This is a genomic window from Actinoplanes sp. NPDC004185 (genome assembly GCF_053603475.1).
The window spans coordinates 73473-91046 of sequence record NZ_JBSGFR010000032.1 but is presented as its reverse complement, the minus strand read 5'-3'; the positions used below and the strand labels follow the sequence as shown (position 1 = coordinate 91046).

Here is a 17574-nt window from a genome sequence, read left to right as displayed (position 1 = left end):
TTAACATCCGGATTCACAAGGTTGCCAGAATGTTTCCAGGCATTCAAGGGTGAGAATTTGTCACGCCCGCGTGCGACTTCTGGATGTCGCTTCGCATAACACAATTACGCGCGGGTCCAGCGTTGGTTGGCGCCGGTGTGGCAGCCCCACACGACGACGGCCGTGCCGTTCGCGGTGCCGGCGCCGGTGACGTCCAGGCACAGCCCGGTCTGCGCGTTGCTGACCGTGCCGTTGCTGTTGACGTTCCACTGCTGGTTGGCGCCGCCGTTGCAGTCCCAGATCTGCACCCGGGTGCCGGCCGCGGCGTTCGGCGCCACGTCCAGGCACTTGCCCAGCACCCGCAGCTCCCGGCCGTTCTGGCTGAGCTGCTGGATGGCGGTGCTCTGGCAGTCCCAGACCTGCGTCACCGTGCCGTTGGCCGAGTTCCCGCCGCTGACGTCCAGGCACCGGCCGGCGGACTCGCTGCGCAGCCGGAAACCGGTCGGTTGCGGCTCCGGGTCCGGGTCCGGGTTCTGCGACTGCGTGAAGAAGTTCCACACCACCGCCCTGGTCCAGGACCGTTCACCGGGTTCGAAGTCGCCGGGGAAGCCGTCCACCGGGCCGGGGGTGTGGCCGGCGTCGAACGCGGCCCAGGCCACCGGATATCCGGCCCGGCAGCCGGCGTACGTGGTGACGATGTGGGTGAGGCTGCCCTGCGCGGGCTCCGGCGGGTTCTGCGGGGTGCAGCCGTTGTTCCGGACGAACCTGTCGCGCAGCGAACGGCCCTGGGAGATGTTCAGGACAGGGTCCCGCAGCCCGTGCAGACCGATGTACGCGACCGGCTGCGTGCCACCGTTGCACCCGCTGAGCTGTCCGCCGGAGTAGACGGCGACCGCCTTGAACACCGTCGGACGGGCACACGCCAGCGCGTAGCTCATCCCGCCGCCGTAGCTGAAGCCGCCGGCGAAGCGCTGCGTCGTGTCCACACACACGCCGGCCTCGATCTGCCGGATCATGTCGTCGACGAAGACCAGGTCCTCGCCGCCGGAGTTGGCCCAGCCGTTGTTGAAGCCCTGCGGAGCGACGAAGATCGCGCTGTTGTCGGACAGGGCCCGGAGCCCGTAGTACGACCACGGGTAGCCGCTGGTCCCGCCGGAGTCCACGTCGTTGGCCGTGCCGCCGTTCCAGTGGAAACCGAAGATCAGCCGGTACGGGTGGTTGCTGTCGTAGTTGTCGGGGATCCGCAGGATGAAGGTGCGGTTCTTGCCGCTGGTCTGGATCGTGCGCGAGCCGCTGGTCAGGGTGGGCGCCTTGCCGCAGCCGCTGCTCGCCGCCAGGGCGGCCACGTCCGCGTTCGCCGGTGCCGGCCCGATGCCGGTGACGCCGGCCGCGGTGCAGACCAGTGCCGCGGCGGTGGCCAGCAGCGCTCGCCACCGATGACGATCTGTGCTTTGTCGCATGGGTTGCTCCGTTCCTCGTGGACGGTTCAGTGGTGGGGACGGATCAGCGGTATCCGGCAGCGATCACGTTGGCCTGGACCGCGTTCTCGGTCGCGTCGGACGGGTAGCCGGCGACCATGGCACCCTCGTAGAAGGTGCCGGCGCTCAGGTTGGCGCCACCCCCGGGCTTGCAGCAGTCGCCGCCGCTGCCGAGGATGATGGCGCCCTGCTTCTTCATCGGGCTGTATCCCGGCGGGAGGGCGCCGTCCCACAGCGTGAAGAGGCTGCCGGACTGGGCGTTGCTGCCCTTGATGGCGAAGCGGGACGTGCCGTTGTTCTTCAGCGTCGCCGTGACGAACTTGCTGGTGAAGGCCCGCTGGTTCGGGTTCCAGGACTTGCTGCCGCCGGGGTAGAGACCCCACTCGAGGTCGGCCTGGACCCAGGGGCCGGTGCCGGAGCAACCGCCGAACCAGCACTGCGTACCGAAGTTGATGGCGTCCATGGCCCCGGCCGCGTCGGCCGCCCGCGTGGTCTCACTGTTGCCGTAGTCGAAGCAGCAGCCGTTGTTGACGTGGGTACCGCTGAGCACCGCGTACATCCCCTCGGGGGCGCTGCCGGTGGGCACGCCGGTCAGGTGGCCGTCGCGCCAGTAGCTGTTGCCGGGGTTGATGAACAGGGAGTACGCCTTGGCGCCGCTGACCGTCAGCGATTCGGAGGTGGCGGTGGCCGGGCGGCTCTGGGTCGAGCCGGGCACGACGCTGGAACCCTGGTACCAGAGGTCGTTCCCGCGGCCGGACTGGTCGTAGACGACGGTGATGACGCAGGTGGTGCCGCCGCAGAACGCGTCCTGGGCGGTGCCGTCGGCGGTGCCGCCCGCGCCGCGGAGACCGATGTTCCGCGTCGTGTTGTCGGACGAGCGCCGCACCTGGTAGAGGTTGCCGCTGTACGAGCCGTAGAGCGCGCGGGTCGTGCTGTGGGCGGCGACGCACGGCGTGCCGCCGGAGGCGTAGATGTCGCAGGGGCCGGCGCCGGTCGGCGGCGCCGGGTCCGCCGGCGAGTCCCAGATCTGGTTGCTCTGCCCATGGCAGTCCCAGAGGATGATGGTGGTGCCGTTGGCCGTGCCCTGTCCGTTGGCGTCCAGGCAGCGGCCGGAGGGCACGCCGCTGATGGCGCCGCTCGAGGCGACCGTCCACTGCTGGTTGGCCTGTCCGTTGCAGTCCCAGATGATGACCGGCGTGGCGTTGGCGGTGCCCTGTCCCGAGGCGTCCAGGCACTTGCCGGAGACCATGAGCTGCTTCGACGCGGTGTAGGTCCAGGTCTGGCCGGCGGCGCCCGAGCAGTCGCGCAATTGTGCCTGGGTGCCGTTGCCGGAGCCGGTGACGCTCAGGCAGCGGCCGGACTGGGTGCCCACGATCGGGGCGGTCTGTCCCGGCTGAATGGTCGCGGCGGCCGCGGTGCCGGCGACGAGGGTGAAGGCGAGGGTGGCGCCCGCTGCGAACAGTTGTCCGAGGTGACGGCGCCGTTTGGAAACGACCATGAATGGCCTCCCGGTGCTGTTGGTTCGCCAGCATGGGTACACAAATCGGCGGATGTCAATACGACTTCGTCGGGCCGGATTTCATTACACATTTTGGGCCGGGGATCTCCGGCCGTTCCCGGTTTTACGTATCGACAATGGTCGCTTGACAGTCCTGAAACGCCGCCTTAACGTCGGCGGCAGCAAACGTCATACGTCATACGCTGCGACTCTGTGCCGATCGCGCCGCGATGATCCCCTGACCTGAGGAGATGCCCGTGTCGTCCACGCTGCGCAGGAAGGTGCTGGCCGGATTCGCCGCGGCGGGTGTGGCTGCCGCGGTGGTGACCGTCGCCGGGGCGACTCCCGCCCTGGCCGCACCCACCACCCTCTACGCTTCCCCCGCCGGATCCGGCACCGCGTGCTCCAGCTCCCAGCCGTGCTCGCTGACGGGCGCCCAGGCCGCCGTGCGAGCGCTGAACGACGCGATGTCCGACGACATCGTGGTGCAGCTGGCCGACGGCGTGTACCGCCTTTCGGCGCCGTTCCGGCTGACCGCCGAGGACTCCGGCACCAACGGCCACACCGTCGTGTGGCAGGCGGCGCCGTCGGCCCGGCCGGCGATCAGCGGAGCGCGGGCGGTCACCGGCTGGACCCTCGCCGACGCCGGCCGCAACATCTGGCAGGCCGATGTGGGCGCCGGGACCGACAGCCGGCAGCTCTACGTCAACGGGGCCATCGCCACCCGGGCGCGTACAAGTGTGAACCGGTCGGACTTCACCGCCAGCAGCACCGGCCTGCGGTTCAGCAACGGGGCGCTGAGCTACCTCAACAACCTGGCCAACCAGAACCGGATCCAGCTGGAGAGCGTCGGCTCGTTCACCGACCGGTACGTGTCGGTGCAGAGCATCAGCGGCAACTTCCTCACCATGCAGCAGCCCGGCTGGAACAACAACACCTTCGGCTACGACACCTTCACCACCCCGCACCGGGCCGGCCCGCTGTACCTCACCAACGCGTACGAGTTCCTCGACTCGCCGAACGAGTGGTATCTCAACTCCGGGACCGGCACGCTGTACTACGCGCCACCGGCCGGCCAGAGCCCGAACAACCTCAGCGTGGAACTGCCGACGCTGCAGTCCCTGGTGACCATCGGCGGCACCTACGACGCCCCCGCTCACCACGTCACGTTCAACGGGATCACCTTCACCGGCACCAGCTGGCTCGGCCCCAGCAGCAACCAGGGCTACGCGGACCAGCAGACCGGCGCCTACATGTCCGGCAACTGGAACTGGCCGGCCCTGAGCGCCTGCCAGGAGGGATGCACCCAGTTCGAGGCCACCCGCCCGCACTGGAACCAGATGCCCGCCGCCGTGCAGGTCTCCGCGGCCAACACGATCACCTTCAGCGGCTCGCAGTTCGTCAATCTCGGCCAGACGGCCATCGGCATCGGCAACGACGCCAACGCCCATGCCGGCGGGGTCGGGCTGGGCGCCAGCAGCATCACGGTCACCGGCTCGGAGATCGCCCGCAGTTCGGCCGGCGGCATCATCGTCGGCGGCGTCCGCGCCGACGCGCATCACCCGAGCGACCAGCGGATGGTCAACCGCGACATCACCATCAGCAACAACCGCATCCACGACCTCGGCGTGGAGTACCGCGGCAACGTGTCGGCCCTGACGACCTACGTCACCAACGCCACCGTGTCGCACAACGAGGTCTACAACATGCCGTACTCCGGCATGTCGATCGGTTTCGGCTGGGGCGCCAACGAGCCGGGCGGCAGCAACCAGTACGCCAACCGCGGCCTGTACAACTACCAGCCGCGGTACACCACGGCCACGACCGCCTCGAACAACCGGCTCACCGGCAACTACATCCATGACGTGATGCAGCAGATGACCGACGGCGGATGCATCTACACGCTGTCCTGGAACCCGGGCGCCCGGATCGACGGCAACCACTGCCAGCGGATCAACGGCTGGTTCGGGCTCTACTTCGACGAGGGCTCCAAGTACTACGCCGCCACCGGCAACGTCTTCAACAACGTCGGCACCTGGGCCACCGCCAACTACTGGGGCGGCGAGAACATGGGCAACTTCACCGTCACCGGCAACTGGACGAGCAACAACAGCACCAACATCACCAACGGCGACCGCGGCAACGTGGTGAACAACAACGTCACGGTCACCAACGGCAGCTGGCCCGCGGGCGCCCAGGCCGTGATGGCCGCGGCCGGACCGCAGAGGGGCGGCAGCCCGCAGAGCACTGGGATCGTCGGGGTGCAGTCCGGCCGGTGCGTCGAGGTGCCGGGCGGCGCCACCGCCAACGGCACGCAGACCCAGCTGGGGGACTGCACCGGCGCCGCCGGCCAGACCTGGACCTACACGGCGGCCAAGCAGCTCACGGTCTACGGCAACAAGTGCCTGGACGCGTCGGGAGCGGGCACCAGCAACGGCACCGCGGTCATCATCTGGGACTGCAACGGCCAGCCCAACCAGCAGTGGAATCTCAACGCCGCCGGCACCATCACCGGCGTGGCCTCCGGGCTGTGCCTGGACGCCACCGGCGCCGCCACCGCCGCCGGCACGAAGATCAACCTCTGGTCCTGCAACGGGGGCGCCAACCAGCGGTGGACGCGTCCCTGACCGGCTGACCGGACGGGCCCACGCCACCACGGCGTGGGCCCGTCCCGTTCACTTCAGGAGTTGCCGCATCGACCGGGACACCAGCTCGGTGCGGTCCGCCGCGGTCAGCTTCTCCGGTCCGAACCCGAAGTAGAGCGTCGCCGGGGTGGCGGTCGCGGCGCCGAAGTCGTACACGTGCCCGGCCCGGGTCCAGTCGGTCGGGTTGGGCGCGGAACCCGGCGGCGGCCCGGCCACCGTCCAGCCGCCCAGGTCCGTCTCGAAGGACGTACGCGTGACGGTCGCGCCGTCCACGTCCAGGCGTACGTCGTCGAGGAAGACGCCGTAGCCCTGGACGTACCAGTCGGACGTGTAGCTGATGGAGATCTCGACCTGCTTGCCCGCGTACCCGGACAGGTCGGCATGGAAGTCCCGCCACCCGCCGCTGTTGCCGGTGGCGGCGTTCCAGTCGCCGGTGGAGCCGTGCGGCGTGCAGTCCTCGGCCCAGTAGTGGGCCAGGAACGGGTGCGGGTCGAGGCGTTCCCACTGGCACGTCCACCCGACGTCCGTACTGGTCAGGCCGCCGGTGTCGGGCAGTGTGGTCCAGTTGTCGGTGCCGACCTCGTGCGCCTCCACGATGAGGAAGTCGGCCCCCTGGTCCGTGTCGAACGAGGTCTTGAACCGCAGGTGGGCGTCCTGCGCGGTGGTCAGGTCGACGGTCCTGGTCAGTCGCTTGTAGGAGGAGTCCGAGCGCCCGCTCCACAGGAACTGGTTCCCGTCGGCGGGGTCGTAGGGCCCCGGCCCGTCCTGTCGCCAGACCATCGGGACCGTGCTGGTGAACTGCGGGAACTTCGCCGGGGGCAGCTCGCTCGACGTGCTCAGGAACGCCGCTGTGTGCTGCTGCGCCCCGGCCGGGGCGGAGAAACCCGCCAGCTTGCCGGCGGTGCCGGCCAGTGCCGCGCTCCCGCCGTTGTCCACGTACGCGCCCGCGCCGAGCCAGTACTGCCGGAAGTCGTCGCTCACCGGCTGGCAGTCGAGATCATCGCCGCCGTCCCCGCACTCCCCAGGACCCTGAGGCAGGTAGAAGTAACCGGCGGCCCCGGCGTACTGGGCGTACTGGCCGGCGTGCAGCAGCTTGCCGCCCTCGTTGAGGTAGTCGCGGACGGCCAGGTCGGTCTCGAAGGTGGCCCGGGTGGTGGCCCAATCGGGCTGGCCCGGGTTGCGCGGGACGATGTCGTCGCCGGTCTCCCACACCACCGCCCGGTAGTGCGACAGGACGCCGAGCGGGTGCGGGGCCTGCCGGCCGTGCGTGTCCATGTCGTAGACGTCGGCGGTGTGACCGGAACGCTTGAGGGCGTCGACGTAGGTGCGCGCGTACCGGGCCGAGGTGGCGCCGTCGGTGTTCGCCGGTTCGATGCCGGTGACGTCCTCGGTGGCCAGCACCAGCACGTCACCACCGACCTGCCGGTTGACTGTGTAGGTGAAGGGCTCGCTCCGGTGTCCGCCGGCGGCGGTGAACCAGACGGTCACCCGGTCGCCCGGCTTCTGACCGGTGACGGTGCCGCGCAGTTCCGCGAAGTACTTGTCCGCGCTGCCGCCGTACCTCTTGCCGCCCTGCCACTCCGTGACCGCGGCCGTACGCTCTCTGCCGTTGATCCTGGCGTGCAGCCGCACGTTGCGCAGTGAGCGCTTGGCGATCACGGCCACCTGCTGGGTGGTGCCGAAGGAATCGGGGAAGGTGTCGGGGACGAAGTCCCGGGTCGACCGGCCGACCACGGACACCGGATCGGCCGGGTTCGGGGCCGACCGGGCCAGCGAGAGCGCGAACGGGATGTTCTTGGCCACCTCGGCCTGGATCAGCTTCTCGTCGTCGGGGAAGTCGAATTCGGTACGGCAGTCCTCCGGTCGCCAGGCGTCGTCCGGATCGGACTCCGAGGCGGTCTGGCACGTCGACATCTCGGGGGCGAAACCGACGGTCCCCGTCCGGGCCTGCGCGTGATGATCGGTGTCGCCGTTGGTGACGTAGAGCTCGGCGGAGATGTCCGGGTCATAGCCGGGTACGGCCGGGTGGGCATCGTCGCCGGCCAGCGCCATGGCGATCTGGTCGTCCGGGCTGACCGTCTCGACCTGCCAGCCCGCGCCCCAGAGGATGAGCTGGGCGGCCGAGTGGTAGTTGACCAGGAACTCGAAGCCGACCCGGTGGAACAGCGCGTCCATCGCCCGGGTCTCCGGCTCGGACTGCGGCGCGGGACCCCGGTAGGTCTCGTCGTCCGGTTCCGGCGACGAGCCTTCGTTGTCGTATCCCCACTTCTCGGCGAAGTTGCGGTTGAGGTCGACGCCGTCCTCGGGGCCGTACCGGCCGTCGCCGTTGTTGTCGCGCATGTTCTTGCGCCAGTAACGGTATTCGTCGGAGGTGAAGGTGAGGTCGTAGCCGTCGGGGTTGGCCACCGGCAGGAACCACAGCTCGGTGGTGTTCACCAGGCCGGTGATGGTGGGGTCGGTGCCGTAGCTGTCGAGGACGTGGTGCATCAGCCGCCGGGTCATCTCCGGGGTGATCCACTCCCGGGCGTGCTGTCCGCCGAGGTAGAGCACGGCCGGGCGGCGGCCGTCGGGCACGGTCCGGGCGTTGCGGGTGACCTTGACCGCCTGGATCGGGACCCCGCGGACGGTCCGGCCGATCGTCTCGAGCTTCGCCAGCGCCGGGAAGCGCGCCGCGGTGCCGGCCAGCTCCTCGCGGATGCCGCCGGGCGTCTGGTAGGGACGGAAGACCGTGGGACCGGCCGCCTTGCGGGAGCGCGTCGATGCGGTCTCCGGCTTGCGGGCCAGGGGAACGCCGGCCTTGACGAGCCGGTCCGCCTGGGCCCGGCCGAGGATCACCTCGACCGGAGTCTTGTGGCCGGGAACCGGTGCGCGGCCGAGCTCGTCGGCCGCCAGGCCGGCGGTGCGCAACGTGTCCCACTGATGGTGGTCGAGCGTGCCGACGTAGACCTCGAGCCGATCCTCGGTGGACGGTGCGGCCCCGGCCTGCGCCGGGATCGCGGTGACGGCGGCGGCGGTGGTGATGAGCACGACCGCCGCCATGGCTGTCCGTTGTAAGCGCCTCATGAGTGGCAAGTATCGATGTCTTGTCAATGCCCCCGGTGGGGCCGCGGTCATCGGCCCAGCCAGCCGCCGTCCACCGCGAGGACCGTGCCGGAGATGTAGTCCGAGGCCGCGGAGCTGAGGAAGACCGCCGCGCCCGCGAGGTCGGCGCTGTCACCCCAGCGCCCGGCCGGGATCCGTTCCAGGATCGACCGGGAGCGATCGGGATCCTCGCGCAACGCCGCGGTGTTGTCGGTGGCGATGTAGCCCGGCGCGATCGCGTTGACGTTGACGCCCCGGCCGGCCCACTCGTTGGCCAGCGCCCGGGTGAGCCCGGCGATCCCCGACTTGGCGGCGGTGTAGCCGGGGACGTTGATGCCGCCCTGGAAGCTGAGCAGGCTGGCCGTGAAGACGATCTTGCCGCTGCCGCGTTCCAGCATCGGCGCGGCGACCAGCTGGGTCAGCGCGAACTGGCTGGACAGGTCGACCTCGATGACCCGGTCCCACCAGGCCAGCGGGTGCTCGGCCGCCGGTGCCCGTTCGATGGTGCCGGCGTTGTTGATCAGGATGTCCGGCGCCCGCCCGGCCAGCTCGGTGCCCAGCGCGACCACGGCGTCGCGGTCGGCGAAGTCGACGGCGCGGGCCTCGAAGGTGCGGCCGAGGCCGCGGACCGCCCCGGCGACCTCGTCGTCGGCGTGCATCCGGGCGCTGACCCCGATGATGTCCGCACCCGCGGCGGCCAGGGCTTCGGCCATCGCCCGGCCGATGCCGCGACGGGCGCCGGTCACCACGGCGAGCCGGCCCGCCAGATCGAACAGCCCGCTCATGCCATCGCCTCCCCGGCCACGTCGACGAGGATCTTCATGGCCCGGCCGGCCGACAGGTCCGCGACCGCGGTGGCTGTCTCCTCCAGCGGCACGACGCCCGAGATCAGCGCCGCCGCCGGGATGACCCCCCGGCGCAGCAGCTCGATCGCCCGCTCGAAGTCGGATCGCTGGTAGACCCGCGCGCCCAGCAGGCGCAGCTCCCGCCAGAAGACCCGCTGGAGGTCGATCTCACGAGCGGCGGCGTGGATCGCGACGACGACGATCGTGCCCCGGACCTTCGCCAGCGCGGTGGTGGCGCGGACCGCCGCGGCCGCGCCCGACACCTCGAACACCACATCGGCGCCGACACCGCCGGTCCAGCTCTCGACCTCGGCGGTGAGGTCGGTGCCGGCCGGGTCCAGCACCTCGAAGCCGAGTGCCGCGACGCTGCTGCGGCGGGACTCGTCGATCTCGGCGACCCGGACCTCGGCTCCCGCTTCGCGCGCCACGCAGGCGATGAGCACCCCGATCGGACCGCCGCCCAGCACGACGACCCGATCGCCCACCTGCAACTCGGAGCGGCGGACGTCGTGCACGGCCACGGCGGCCGGCTCGACCAGCGCCGCGGTACGCAGGTCCAGGTCACCGGGCAGCGGCACGGCGATCGAGGCCGGTACGTTCCAGCGCTGTTGCAGCGCACCGGGGGAGTCGATGCCCACGAAGACCAGGTTCTGGCAGATGTGCTGATGGCCGGCCAGGCAGGCGGCGCAGGTGCCGTCCCAGAGCAGCGGCATCACCGTCAGCGGGTCGCCGACCGCCCAGCCCTGGACGCCGGCGCCCACGGCGGCCACGGTGCCGGAGGCCTCGTGACCGAACACCAGCGGTGTCCGTACCCGGGCGTCCATGGTGCCGTGCACGATGTGCAGATCGGTGCCGCAGAGACCGCAGTAGGCGACGGCGATCTGCAGCTCGCCCGGTCCTGGTGGTGCCACGTCCACGGACACCGTCCGCAGCCGGGCTGAGCCCTCGTACGTCGTGGCCTTCATTCGCAGCTCTCCCTTGCAAACATCATACGTATGCCCTTATATTTCGGGCCGATGAACGCGGCGTCAATATGGAAGATCAGAAAAGGACACCGATATGGTCCGTTTCAGGCGTGCCCGCTCCATCCGTTCTCTCATGACAGCCCTCGGCGGCGTCGCGGTCCTCACTGTCGCCCTCGCCGGCTGCGGTGGCGACGACAAGGGCTCGACCGCCGGCTCCTACGGATTCCCCCAGGTCACCCAGGACGACAAAGCGGCCATCACGGTGTGGGTGGACGCTGACCGGACGAAGGCCGCGGACGCCTTCAAGAAGGCCCATCCGGAGGTGCCGATCCAGGTCGTGACCTACGACGGATCGGCCAACGGCTCCAACTCGTTCCGTACCAAGATCCAGCTCTTCGACCGCACCCAGAGCGGCTGGCCCGACGTCGTGTTCTCGACGCAGAACAACGACGCGGCCTGGGCCAGTCAGCCGAGCAACGGCAAGCAGGCCTTCGCCGCCGTACTCAACGGCGGGCTCGTGCCCCAGGCCACCCTGGACAAGTGGACCCCGGGCGCGCTGAACCCGTGCACGGTCGACGGCAAGGTCCACTGCCTGCGCAACGACCTCGCCCAGGTCGTGCTCTGGTACAACAAGGCGCTGCTGGACCAGTTCGGTTACAAGGTCCCGACCACCTGGCAGGAATACCAGGCGCTCGGTGAGAAGGTCGCCCAGGAACATCCCGGGCACATCGTCGGCACCGTGGGCGACGCCTGGACCCCGGAGGTCTTCTTCTGGGGCAGCAAGTGCCAGGCGAACGACATCACCGGCCCGAAGACCGTCACGGTCAACACCACCAGTCCGCAGTGCCAGCGCGCGGCCACGATGCTCGACACGCTGATCAAGAACGGCACCACGCCGAACATCAGCGTCTTCACGCCGGAGTTCGTGAAGAAGTACTCCGGCAAGGTGCTGATGATGCCCGGACCGGCCTGGTACGCCGGGGCCATCTTCAACAACCCGCAATCGCTCAAGGTGCCGGCCGGCCAGCTCGGGGTGGCCGCGCCCCTGGCCTGGCAGGGCGAGGACGCCGTGACCGGCAACGTCGGCGGCGGCACCTGGTTCATCAGCAGCCACTCGAAGAACCTCAAGGCCGCCGAGGCCTTCGCCGAGTTCGTCACGACCGCCGACGACTACCAGGTGGCGGTCGCTCCGGGCTATCCCGCGTACGGGCCGGCCGCCGAGAAGTGGGTGAAGAAGCAGGAGTCGAGCGGCTACTACGCCACCGACCTGAAGGCCATCGTCACCGCCGGCACGTCGATCTGGCCCGGCTGGGGCTCGGGCATCTTCAGCCAGGAGGCCGTCTGGGCCAAGACGATGACGCCGGCCATCGCCGGCGGCAAGAGCGTGGTCACGCTCCTCCCGGAGTGGCAGACCGCGATCAAGAACCAGGCGCAGGTCGACGGATACACGGTCAAATGACGGTCGTCGACCGCACCGCGCAGGCGGCGGCCGTGGCGACGCGGCGGGCGGCCGGCCGCCCGCCCGCCGGCCGCGACAACGTGATGAGCTACGGCCTCATCTCGGGCTACGCGGTGCTCACGCTGGCCTTCGGTCTGCTGCCGGCGCTGTACGCGGTGTACCTCGCGTTCACCGACGCCACCGGCGGATTCGCGGGGCTGGCCAACTTCTCCAAGGTGGTCGGCGACTTCCGCTTCTGGCCGGCGGTCTGGCACGTGGCCCTCTACCTGGTGATCTGGCTGGTGGCGCTGGTGGCGCTGGTGACGGTGCTGGCGGTCGTCGTGCACGCGATCAAGGTCCGGTGGCTCAGCCGGACCCTGCGGCTGGTCTTCTACCTGCCGGGCGCGCTGGCCGGTGCCTCCAGCGTGCTGCTGTGGCTGTTCGTCCTCGACCCGACGGCCAGCCCGGTGGGCGGCCTGCTGCGGCTGTTCGGCTTCGAGAGCTTCGTGCAGGTGATCGTGCCGGGGAACCTGCCGGTCATCTTCGCCGTCATCGCCTTCTGGACCGGCGCCGGCGGCTGGATCGTCATCATGTACGGCGCCCTGAACAACATCAGCGCCGAGGTCATCGAGGCGGCCCGGGTGGACGGTGCGAACGCCGTGCAGATCGCCTGGCGCATCCAGCTGCCGATGCTGCGCAAGTGGATCTCGTACATGGGCATCATGTCGCTCGCCGCGGGCACCCAGCTCTTCGTCGAGCCGCAGCTGCTCTCGCAGGCCAGCAACGCCGTCGTGCCCAACGACTACTCGCTCAACCAGCTCGCGTACCAGTACGCGTTCCAGCAGAACGACTTCAACGGAGCGGCGGCGATCTCCCTGCTGCTGCTCGTCGTCGCCCTCGCGCTGTCGGCCGTCTTCGTGACGCGCGGCGGCCTGTTCGAGCGGGAGTGAACCCATGAGCTCTGTGCCCACCGGTTCCGCGGCGGCGCACCGGCCCGGCGTCAGCGGCTGGAGCGGCCGGACGATCGTCGCGGTCATGGTGACGGTGTTCGTGCTGTTCTTCGCCGTCCCCATCGTCTGGCTGCTGCTGGCCACCACCAAGTCGACGCGCGGCCTGAGCGTCGGCAACCCGTTCGCCTTCGGCAGCACCGGCGACCTGGCGACCAACTGGAGCCAGCTGTTCGGCTTCCAGGACGGCGCGGTCACCACCTGGATGACCAACTCGGCGCTGTACGCCATCGGCGCGCTGGTCATCACCCTGGTGGTGAGCATCCCGGCCGGTTACGCGCTGGCCCTGACCCGGTTCCGGTTCCGGCGGCTGCTGCTGGTGCTGACCCTGATCGTCATGCTGATCCCCAACACCGCGCTGGTGCTGCCGATCTTCCTGGAGCTCAACGCGGTGGGCCTGATCGGCAGTCCGCTGTCGGTGATCCTGCCGATGTCGTTCTTCCCGTTCGGGGTGTACCTGACCTACATCTACTTCTCCACCAGCATCCCGCGCGACCTGCTGGCCGCGGCCCGGATCGACGGGTGCCGCGAGATCCAGGTCTTCACCAGGATCGCCCTGCCGCTGGCGGCGCCGATCGTCGCGCTGGTCGCGTTCTTCAGCTTCGTGCAGAACTGGAACAACTTCTTCCTGCCCTTCGTGATGCTGCCCTCCAGCGACGGGTATCCGGTGCAGGTCGGGCTGACCTCCCTGCTCGCCTCCACCCCGGCGTTCAACCCGAGCTCGGCCGGCGGCCAGTCGGTCCAGCTGCCGACGCTGGCCCTGGCGACCGTGGTCTCGGTGCTGCCGGTGCTCATCGTCTTCCTCGTGTCACAACGCTTCCTGGTCGCCGGTATGACCGCCGGCGGGACCAAGGAGTGAGCGCCATTCTCAGCCGAAGGAGCCGACATGAAAGTCACCGGTTATCGCAGCCTGTTGACCAAGCACGACTGGGGGCGGCTGACCGGTGACGCCAACGGCGTGATGCCCGGGCCGCGCACCGACGTCCACGTGCTGATCCTCGAGACCGACGACGGGCTGGAAGGCGTCGGCGTCGGCCCCCACGGCGACATCGACCGGATCTTCGGTGCCGTCGAGGGCGAGGACCCGCGGGCCGTCACCGCGCTCTACGACCGCATGCTGAGCTGGGTGTTCAAGACCGGTCACGCCGGGGCGACGTTCGGCGCGGTCGGGGCGATCGACATGGCGCTGTGGGACCTCAAGGCGAAGGCGGCGGGCGAGCCGCTCTGGCGGACCCTCGGGGCGCTGGACCGGTTCGTGCCCGGTTACGCCTCCGGGCTCGACATCGCGCTCGACGACGAGGCGCTGGTCCGTCTCTACGAGCGCTACGCCGACCGCGGGTTCAGCTCGGCCAAGCTCAAGGGCGGCCTCGACGTCACCCACGACCTGCGCCGGCTGCTGGCGGTCCGCGACGTGCTGCACCGCAACTCGGCGCATCCGGCGCTCATGCTCGACGCGAACGAGGCCTGGAACCGTACGCAGGCGGTCCGGTTCGTCAGCGAGCTGGAACGCTCCGTCGACCTGGCCTGGATCGAGGAGCCGGTGCGCCGGTGGGACGCGGCCGGTCTCGCCTCGGTGCGCCAGCACGTACGCGCGGCCGTGGCGACCGGCGAGAACCTCACCGGCCTGGAGCAGTACCGGCCGCTGCTGGACGCCGGCGCGGTCGACATCGTCCAGGTCGGCAACGTCTGGGGCATCACCCACTTCCTCCGGGTGGCCGCCGTCGCGCACAGCCACGACCTGCCGGTGAGCCCGGTGTCCTATCACGCCAACCCGGTGGCCCACGCCGCCGCCGCGGTGCCCAACCACCTGTCCTTCGAGGTTCAGCACCTCGACTCGCCGATCGGTCTGCGGATCGATCAGGAGGTCATGGACGGCGGTATCGTCCTCGGTGACGAGCCGGGCATCGGCATCCGGGTCGACGAGGAGCACATCAACGCGGTCCGGGCCGCCAACCCGGTCGCCGGGATCACCGGCCCGCACGTGCGTCCCCGCCGGGCCGGGCTGCGGCTGGTTCCCGAGTCCCGGCGCGACCTGCGGCACCTGTCATGAACGGGGTGATCGACGCGCACGTGCACCTGTGGAACCGCGCCACTGATCCGCAGCCCTGGATCGATCCGGCGACGATGGCGGTCATCGACCGCGACTTCGCCGCCGGCGATCTCGCACGCATGCTTGACGAGACCGGCAGCGACACCGCGGTGGTGGTCCAGGCCAGCAACAGCATCGCCGAGACCCGGCGGCTGCTGGCCGGGGCCGGGCCCCGGGTGGCCGGGGTGGTCGGCTGGATCGATCTCACCGGCGACGCCGCCGCGCAGCTCGACACGCTGGAGCCGGGCCCGGGCCGGCCGCTGGTCGGCCTGCGCCACCTGGTCCACCTCGACCCGGATCCGGCCTGGCTGCACCAGCCCGACGTCAGCGTGGCCCTCGACGTGCTCAGTGTCCGCGGCCTGTGCTTCGACCTGGTCGTCCGCTCGTGGCAGCAACCGCTGGCCGCGACCGTCGCCGGGGAGCATCCCGGCCTGCGCTTCGTCGTCGACCATCTCGGTGGCATCGCCGACTCCATCGACGACGACGGCTGGGAACGCGGCCTGCGGGTGCTCGCCGCCCGGCCGAATGTCGTCGCCAAGATCTCCGGGCTGGCCGGGCTCGTGCCGGACCCGCGACGGCTGCGCCGGGTGGTCGGCGTGGCGCTCGAGGCATTCGGCCCGCAGCGGCTCATGTACGGCTCGGACTGGCCGGTGGCGTGTCTGGGCGCGGGCCCGGTCGCGTGGCGTGCGGCTGTGGACGAGTTGGTGGCCGAGCTGAGCGCGGGGGAGCGTACGGCCATCATGTCCGGAACCGCCTCGGCCTGCTACGGGCTCGGCACATGACCGGCGCGGTCGAGGTCCTGCGGCGCCGCGGCATCCTCGGGCTGGGCGGCGCGCCGCTGGGCAACTTCGCCCGGGCCATGGACGACGAGCAGGCCGCCCGTACGCTGCGCCGGGCCTGGGAACGCGGTATCCGCTACTTCGACACCGCGCCGCACTACGGCCTCGGGCTGTCCGAGCGGCGCATCGGTGCCGAGCTGCGCCACCGGCCGCGGGACGAGTTCCTCATCTCCACCAAGGTCGGCCGGCTGCTCGTTCCCCGCGTACGGCCGCTCGACCAGGACGACGACGGCTTCGTCGTGCCCGGAGACCTGGAGCGGCGCTGGGACTTCTCCGCCGACGGCGTCGAGCGGTCCCTGCGGGAAAGTCTCGAACGCCTCGGACTCGACCGGATCGACATCCTCTACGCGCACGACCCCGACCAGGCCTGGGACGGCGCGGCCCGGGAGGCCCTGGCGTCGCTGGCGCGGCTGAAGGCGGCGGGCGTCGTGTCGGCCATCGGCATCGGGACGAACTCGACCGCCGGCCTCGGACCGCTGATCCGCGAGGGCCTGGTCGACGTGATCATGCTGGCCAACCGGTACTCGCTGCTCGAGCACAGTGCCCTCGATACGGTGCTCGGGCCGGCCCGGGACGCCGGCGTCGCGATCGTCGCCGCCGGCGTGTTCGCCACCGGCCTGCTCTCGACGGCTCAGCCCGAGCCCGGCGCCACCTACGAATACCGCCCGGCCGACGCCGCGGTGGTCGAGCGGACCAGGATGATCGCGTCGATCTGCGCGGACCACGGTGTGCCGCTGCCGGCCGCGGCGCTGGCCTTCCCGCTGCTGCACCCCGCGGTCGCCGCCGTGGCCATCGGCATGCGGTCACCCCGCGAGGTCGACGAGGACATCGAGCGGTTCACCACCGGCATCCCCGCCGGGCTCTGGCGTGACCTGGTCGCGGCCGGCCTCATCCCGGCGGGCGCGGTGCCGGCGGGACCTACGAGCCGCTCTCCGGAGGAGCCGCCGGGCGGCGCCGCTGCCAGGAGCTGACGATGTGGTGGCGCATCGCCCGCTCGGCGCCCTCGACGTCGTGCCGGGCGATCGCCTCGACGACCTTGCTGTGCTCCTCGATGGTCGACGCGAAAGCGCCGTCGTAACGCAGCCCCTGGTACCGGTCGCTCTCCAGCGCGCGCCGGTACAGGCGTTTGGCTATGTTCTCGGCCAGCCGGTTCCGGGAGATCTCCATGACCGTGAAGTGGAAGACGACGTCCTCCTGCCGGAAGGCGTCGCTCTCCTGCCGCATCTCCCGCATCGCGTCCAGGACGTGCTCGATGCGCGCCAGCTCCTCCTGGGTGTGGTGCGCGGCCACCGCGCCGGCCATGGCCGACTCCAGGTTGCCCCGCACGATCGTGAGCTCGTCGAGGATGCCCAGCGACTCGTCACTGTCGATCAGCGCGGACAGCACGATGGGATCCAGCATGTTCCACGACCCGGACCGGGCCACCTGCGTGCCCCGGCCCTGGGCGACCACGACCAGCCCCTTCTCCTCGAGCCGCTTCACCGACTCGCGGATCACGGTGCGGCTCACCCCGAAGTGATCGCTGAGCGGGCCCTCCGGGGGCAGCAGGCCGCCCTCGGGGATCTCACCGGTGACGATGAGCTCGACGAGCTCGCTGGTCACCGCCACCCCGAGCCGCGCCGAGCGGCGGCGGGGCGGGAAGGCCGAGGTGTCGGGCTGGTCTGCCATGACCGCAATATACGGGTCGCGATGCTCCGGCCCTGGCCGCAG

13 protein-coding genes are annotated in these 17574 nt (G+C 70.4%); 7 read left to right on the top strand and 6 right to left on the bottom strand.

The genetic code is table 11. From position 1 onward, the window contains the following. Positions 1–104 precede the first annotated feature (104 nt). Positions 105–1439 (bottom strand): ricin-type beta-trefoil lectin domain protein, encoded by a 1335-nt coding sequence (locus tag ACWEOZ_RS29345; RefSeq protein WP_451913893.1) that lies wholly within the window; start codon positions 1437–1439, stop codon positions 105–107. Positions 1440–1482: 43 nt separating this feature from the next. After that, on the bottom strand, positions 1483–2955 hold the full coding sequence (locus ACWEOZ_RS29340) for an arabinofuranosidase catalytic domain-containing protein (RefSeq protein ID WP_451913892.1): 1473 nt from the start codon (positions 2953–2955) through the stop codon (positions 1483–1485). A gap of 257 nt (positions 2956–3212) precedes the next feature. Between ACWEOZ_RS29340 and ACWEOZ_RS29335 the strand changes: the two genes are divergently transcribed. Then, on the top strand, positions 3213–5582 hold the full coding sequence (locus ACWEOZ_RS29335) for a ricin-type beta-trefoil lectin domain protein (RefSeq protein ID WP_451913891.1): 2370 nt from the start codon (positions 3213–3215) through the stop codon (positions 5580–5582). Positions 5583–5630: 48 nt separating this feature from the next. Here the strand turns inward: ACWEOZ_RS29335 and ACWEOZ_RS29330 are convergent, their stop codons facing one another. From ACWEOZ_RS29330 to ACWEOZ_RS29320, 3 genes are read right to left on the bottom strand one after another with little or no spacing between them, the layout of a single operon-like run. Beyond that, the gene (locus ACWEOZ_RS29330) at positions 5631–8663 is read right to left on the bottom strand and encodes a M14 family zinc carboxypeptidase (protein WP_451913890.1); all 3033 of its coding nucleotides are present in this window, start codon (positions 8661–8663) and stop codon (positions 5631–5633) included. Between the two features lie 47 nt (positions 8664–8710). Further along, the gene (locus tag ACWEOZ_RS29325) at positions 8711–9466 is read right to left on the bottom strand and encodes an SDR family oxidoreductase (RefSeq protein ID WP_451913889.1); all 756 of its coding nucleotides are present in this window, start codon (positions 9464–9466) and stop codon (positions 8711–8713) included. Continuing rightward, positions 9463–10491 (bottom strand): zinc-dependent alcohol dehydrogenase, encoded by a 1029-nt coding sequence (locus tag ACWEOZ_RS29320; RefSeq protein WP_451913888.1) that lies wholly within the window; start codon positions 10489–10491, stop codon positions 9463–9465. The genes ACWEOZ_RS29325 and ACWEOZ_RS29320 overlap by 4 nt, the downstream gene beginning before the upstream one ends. A gap of 133 nt (positions 10492–10624) precedes the next feature. On the opposite strand from ACWEOZ_RS29320, the gene ACWEOZ_RS29315 reads away from it, so the two are divergent. From ACWEOZ_RS29315 to ACWEOZ_RS29290, 6 genes are read left to right on the top strand one after another with little or no spacing between them, the layout of a single operon-like run. Further along, positions 10625–11950 carry an ABC transporter substrate-binding protein gene (locus ACWEOZ_RS29315; RefSeq protein ID WP_451913887.1) on the top strand — a complete coding sequence of 442 codons (1326 nt, stop codon included), beginning with the start codon at positions 10625–10627 and terminating at the stop codon, positions 11948–11950. Then, positions 11947–12879: a carbohydrate ABC transporter permease gene (locus ACWEOZ_RS29310; RefSeq protein WP_451913886.1), complete on the top strand. Its 933-nt coding sequence runs from the start codon at positions 11947–11949 to the stop codon at positions 12877–12879. Before ACWEOZ_RS29315 ends, ACWEOZ_RS29310 begins: the two co-directional genes overlap by 4 nt. 4 nt (positions 12880–12883) lie before the next feature. Then, complete coding sequence (locus ACWEOZ_RS29305; RefSeq protein WP_451913885.1) at positions 12884–13795, top strand: carbohydrate ABC transporter permease; 912 nt, start codon at positions 12884–12886, stop codon at positions 13793–13795. Between the two features lie 27 nt (positions 13796–13822). Beyond that, complete coding sequence (locus tag ACWEOZ_RS29300; RefSeq protein WP_451913884.1) at positions 13823–14986, top strand: mandelate racemase/muconate lactonizing enzyme family protein; 1164 nt, start codon at positions 13823–13825, stop codon at positions 14984–14986. Further along, a complete protein-coding gene (locus ACWEOZ_RS29295; protein ID WP_451913883.1) occupies positions 14983–15807 on the top strand; it encodes an amidohydrolase family protein in 825 nt (274 codons plus the stop codon). Before ACWEOZ_RS29300 ends, ACWEOZ_RS29295 begins: the two co-directional genes overlap by 4 nt. Next, positions 15804–16835, top strand: coding sequence for an aldo/keto reductase (locus ACWEOZ_RS29290; protein ID WP_451913882.1), 1032 nt, complete (start codon positions 15804–15806; stop codon positions 16833–16835). Before ACWEOZ_RS29295 ends, ACWEOZ_RS29290 begins: the two co-directional genes overlap by 4 nt. Here ACWEOZ_RS29290 and ACWEOZ_RS29285 read toward each other — a convergent pair. Then, the gene (locus ACWEOZ_RS29285; RefSeq protein ID WP_451913881.1) at positions 16783–17532 is read right to left on the bottom strand and encodes a FadR/GntR family transcriptional regulator; all 750 of its coding nucleotides are present in this window, start codon (positions 17530–17532) and stop codon (positions 16783–16785) included. The genes ACWEOZ_RS29290 and ACWEOZ_RS29285 overlap by 53 nt on opposite strands. Positions 17533–17574: the final 42 nt, after the last annotated feature.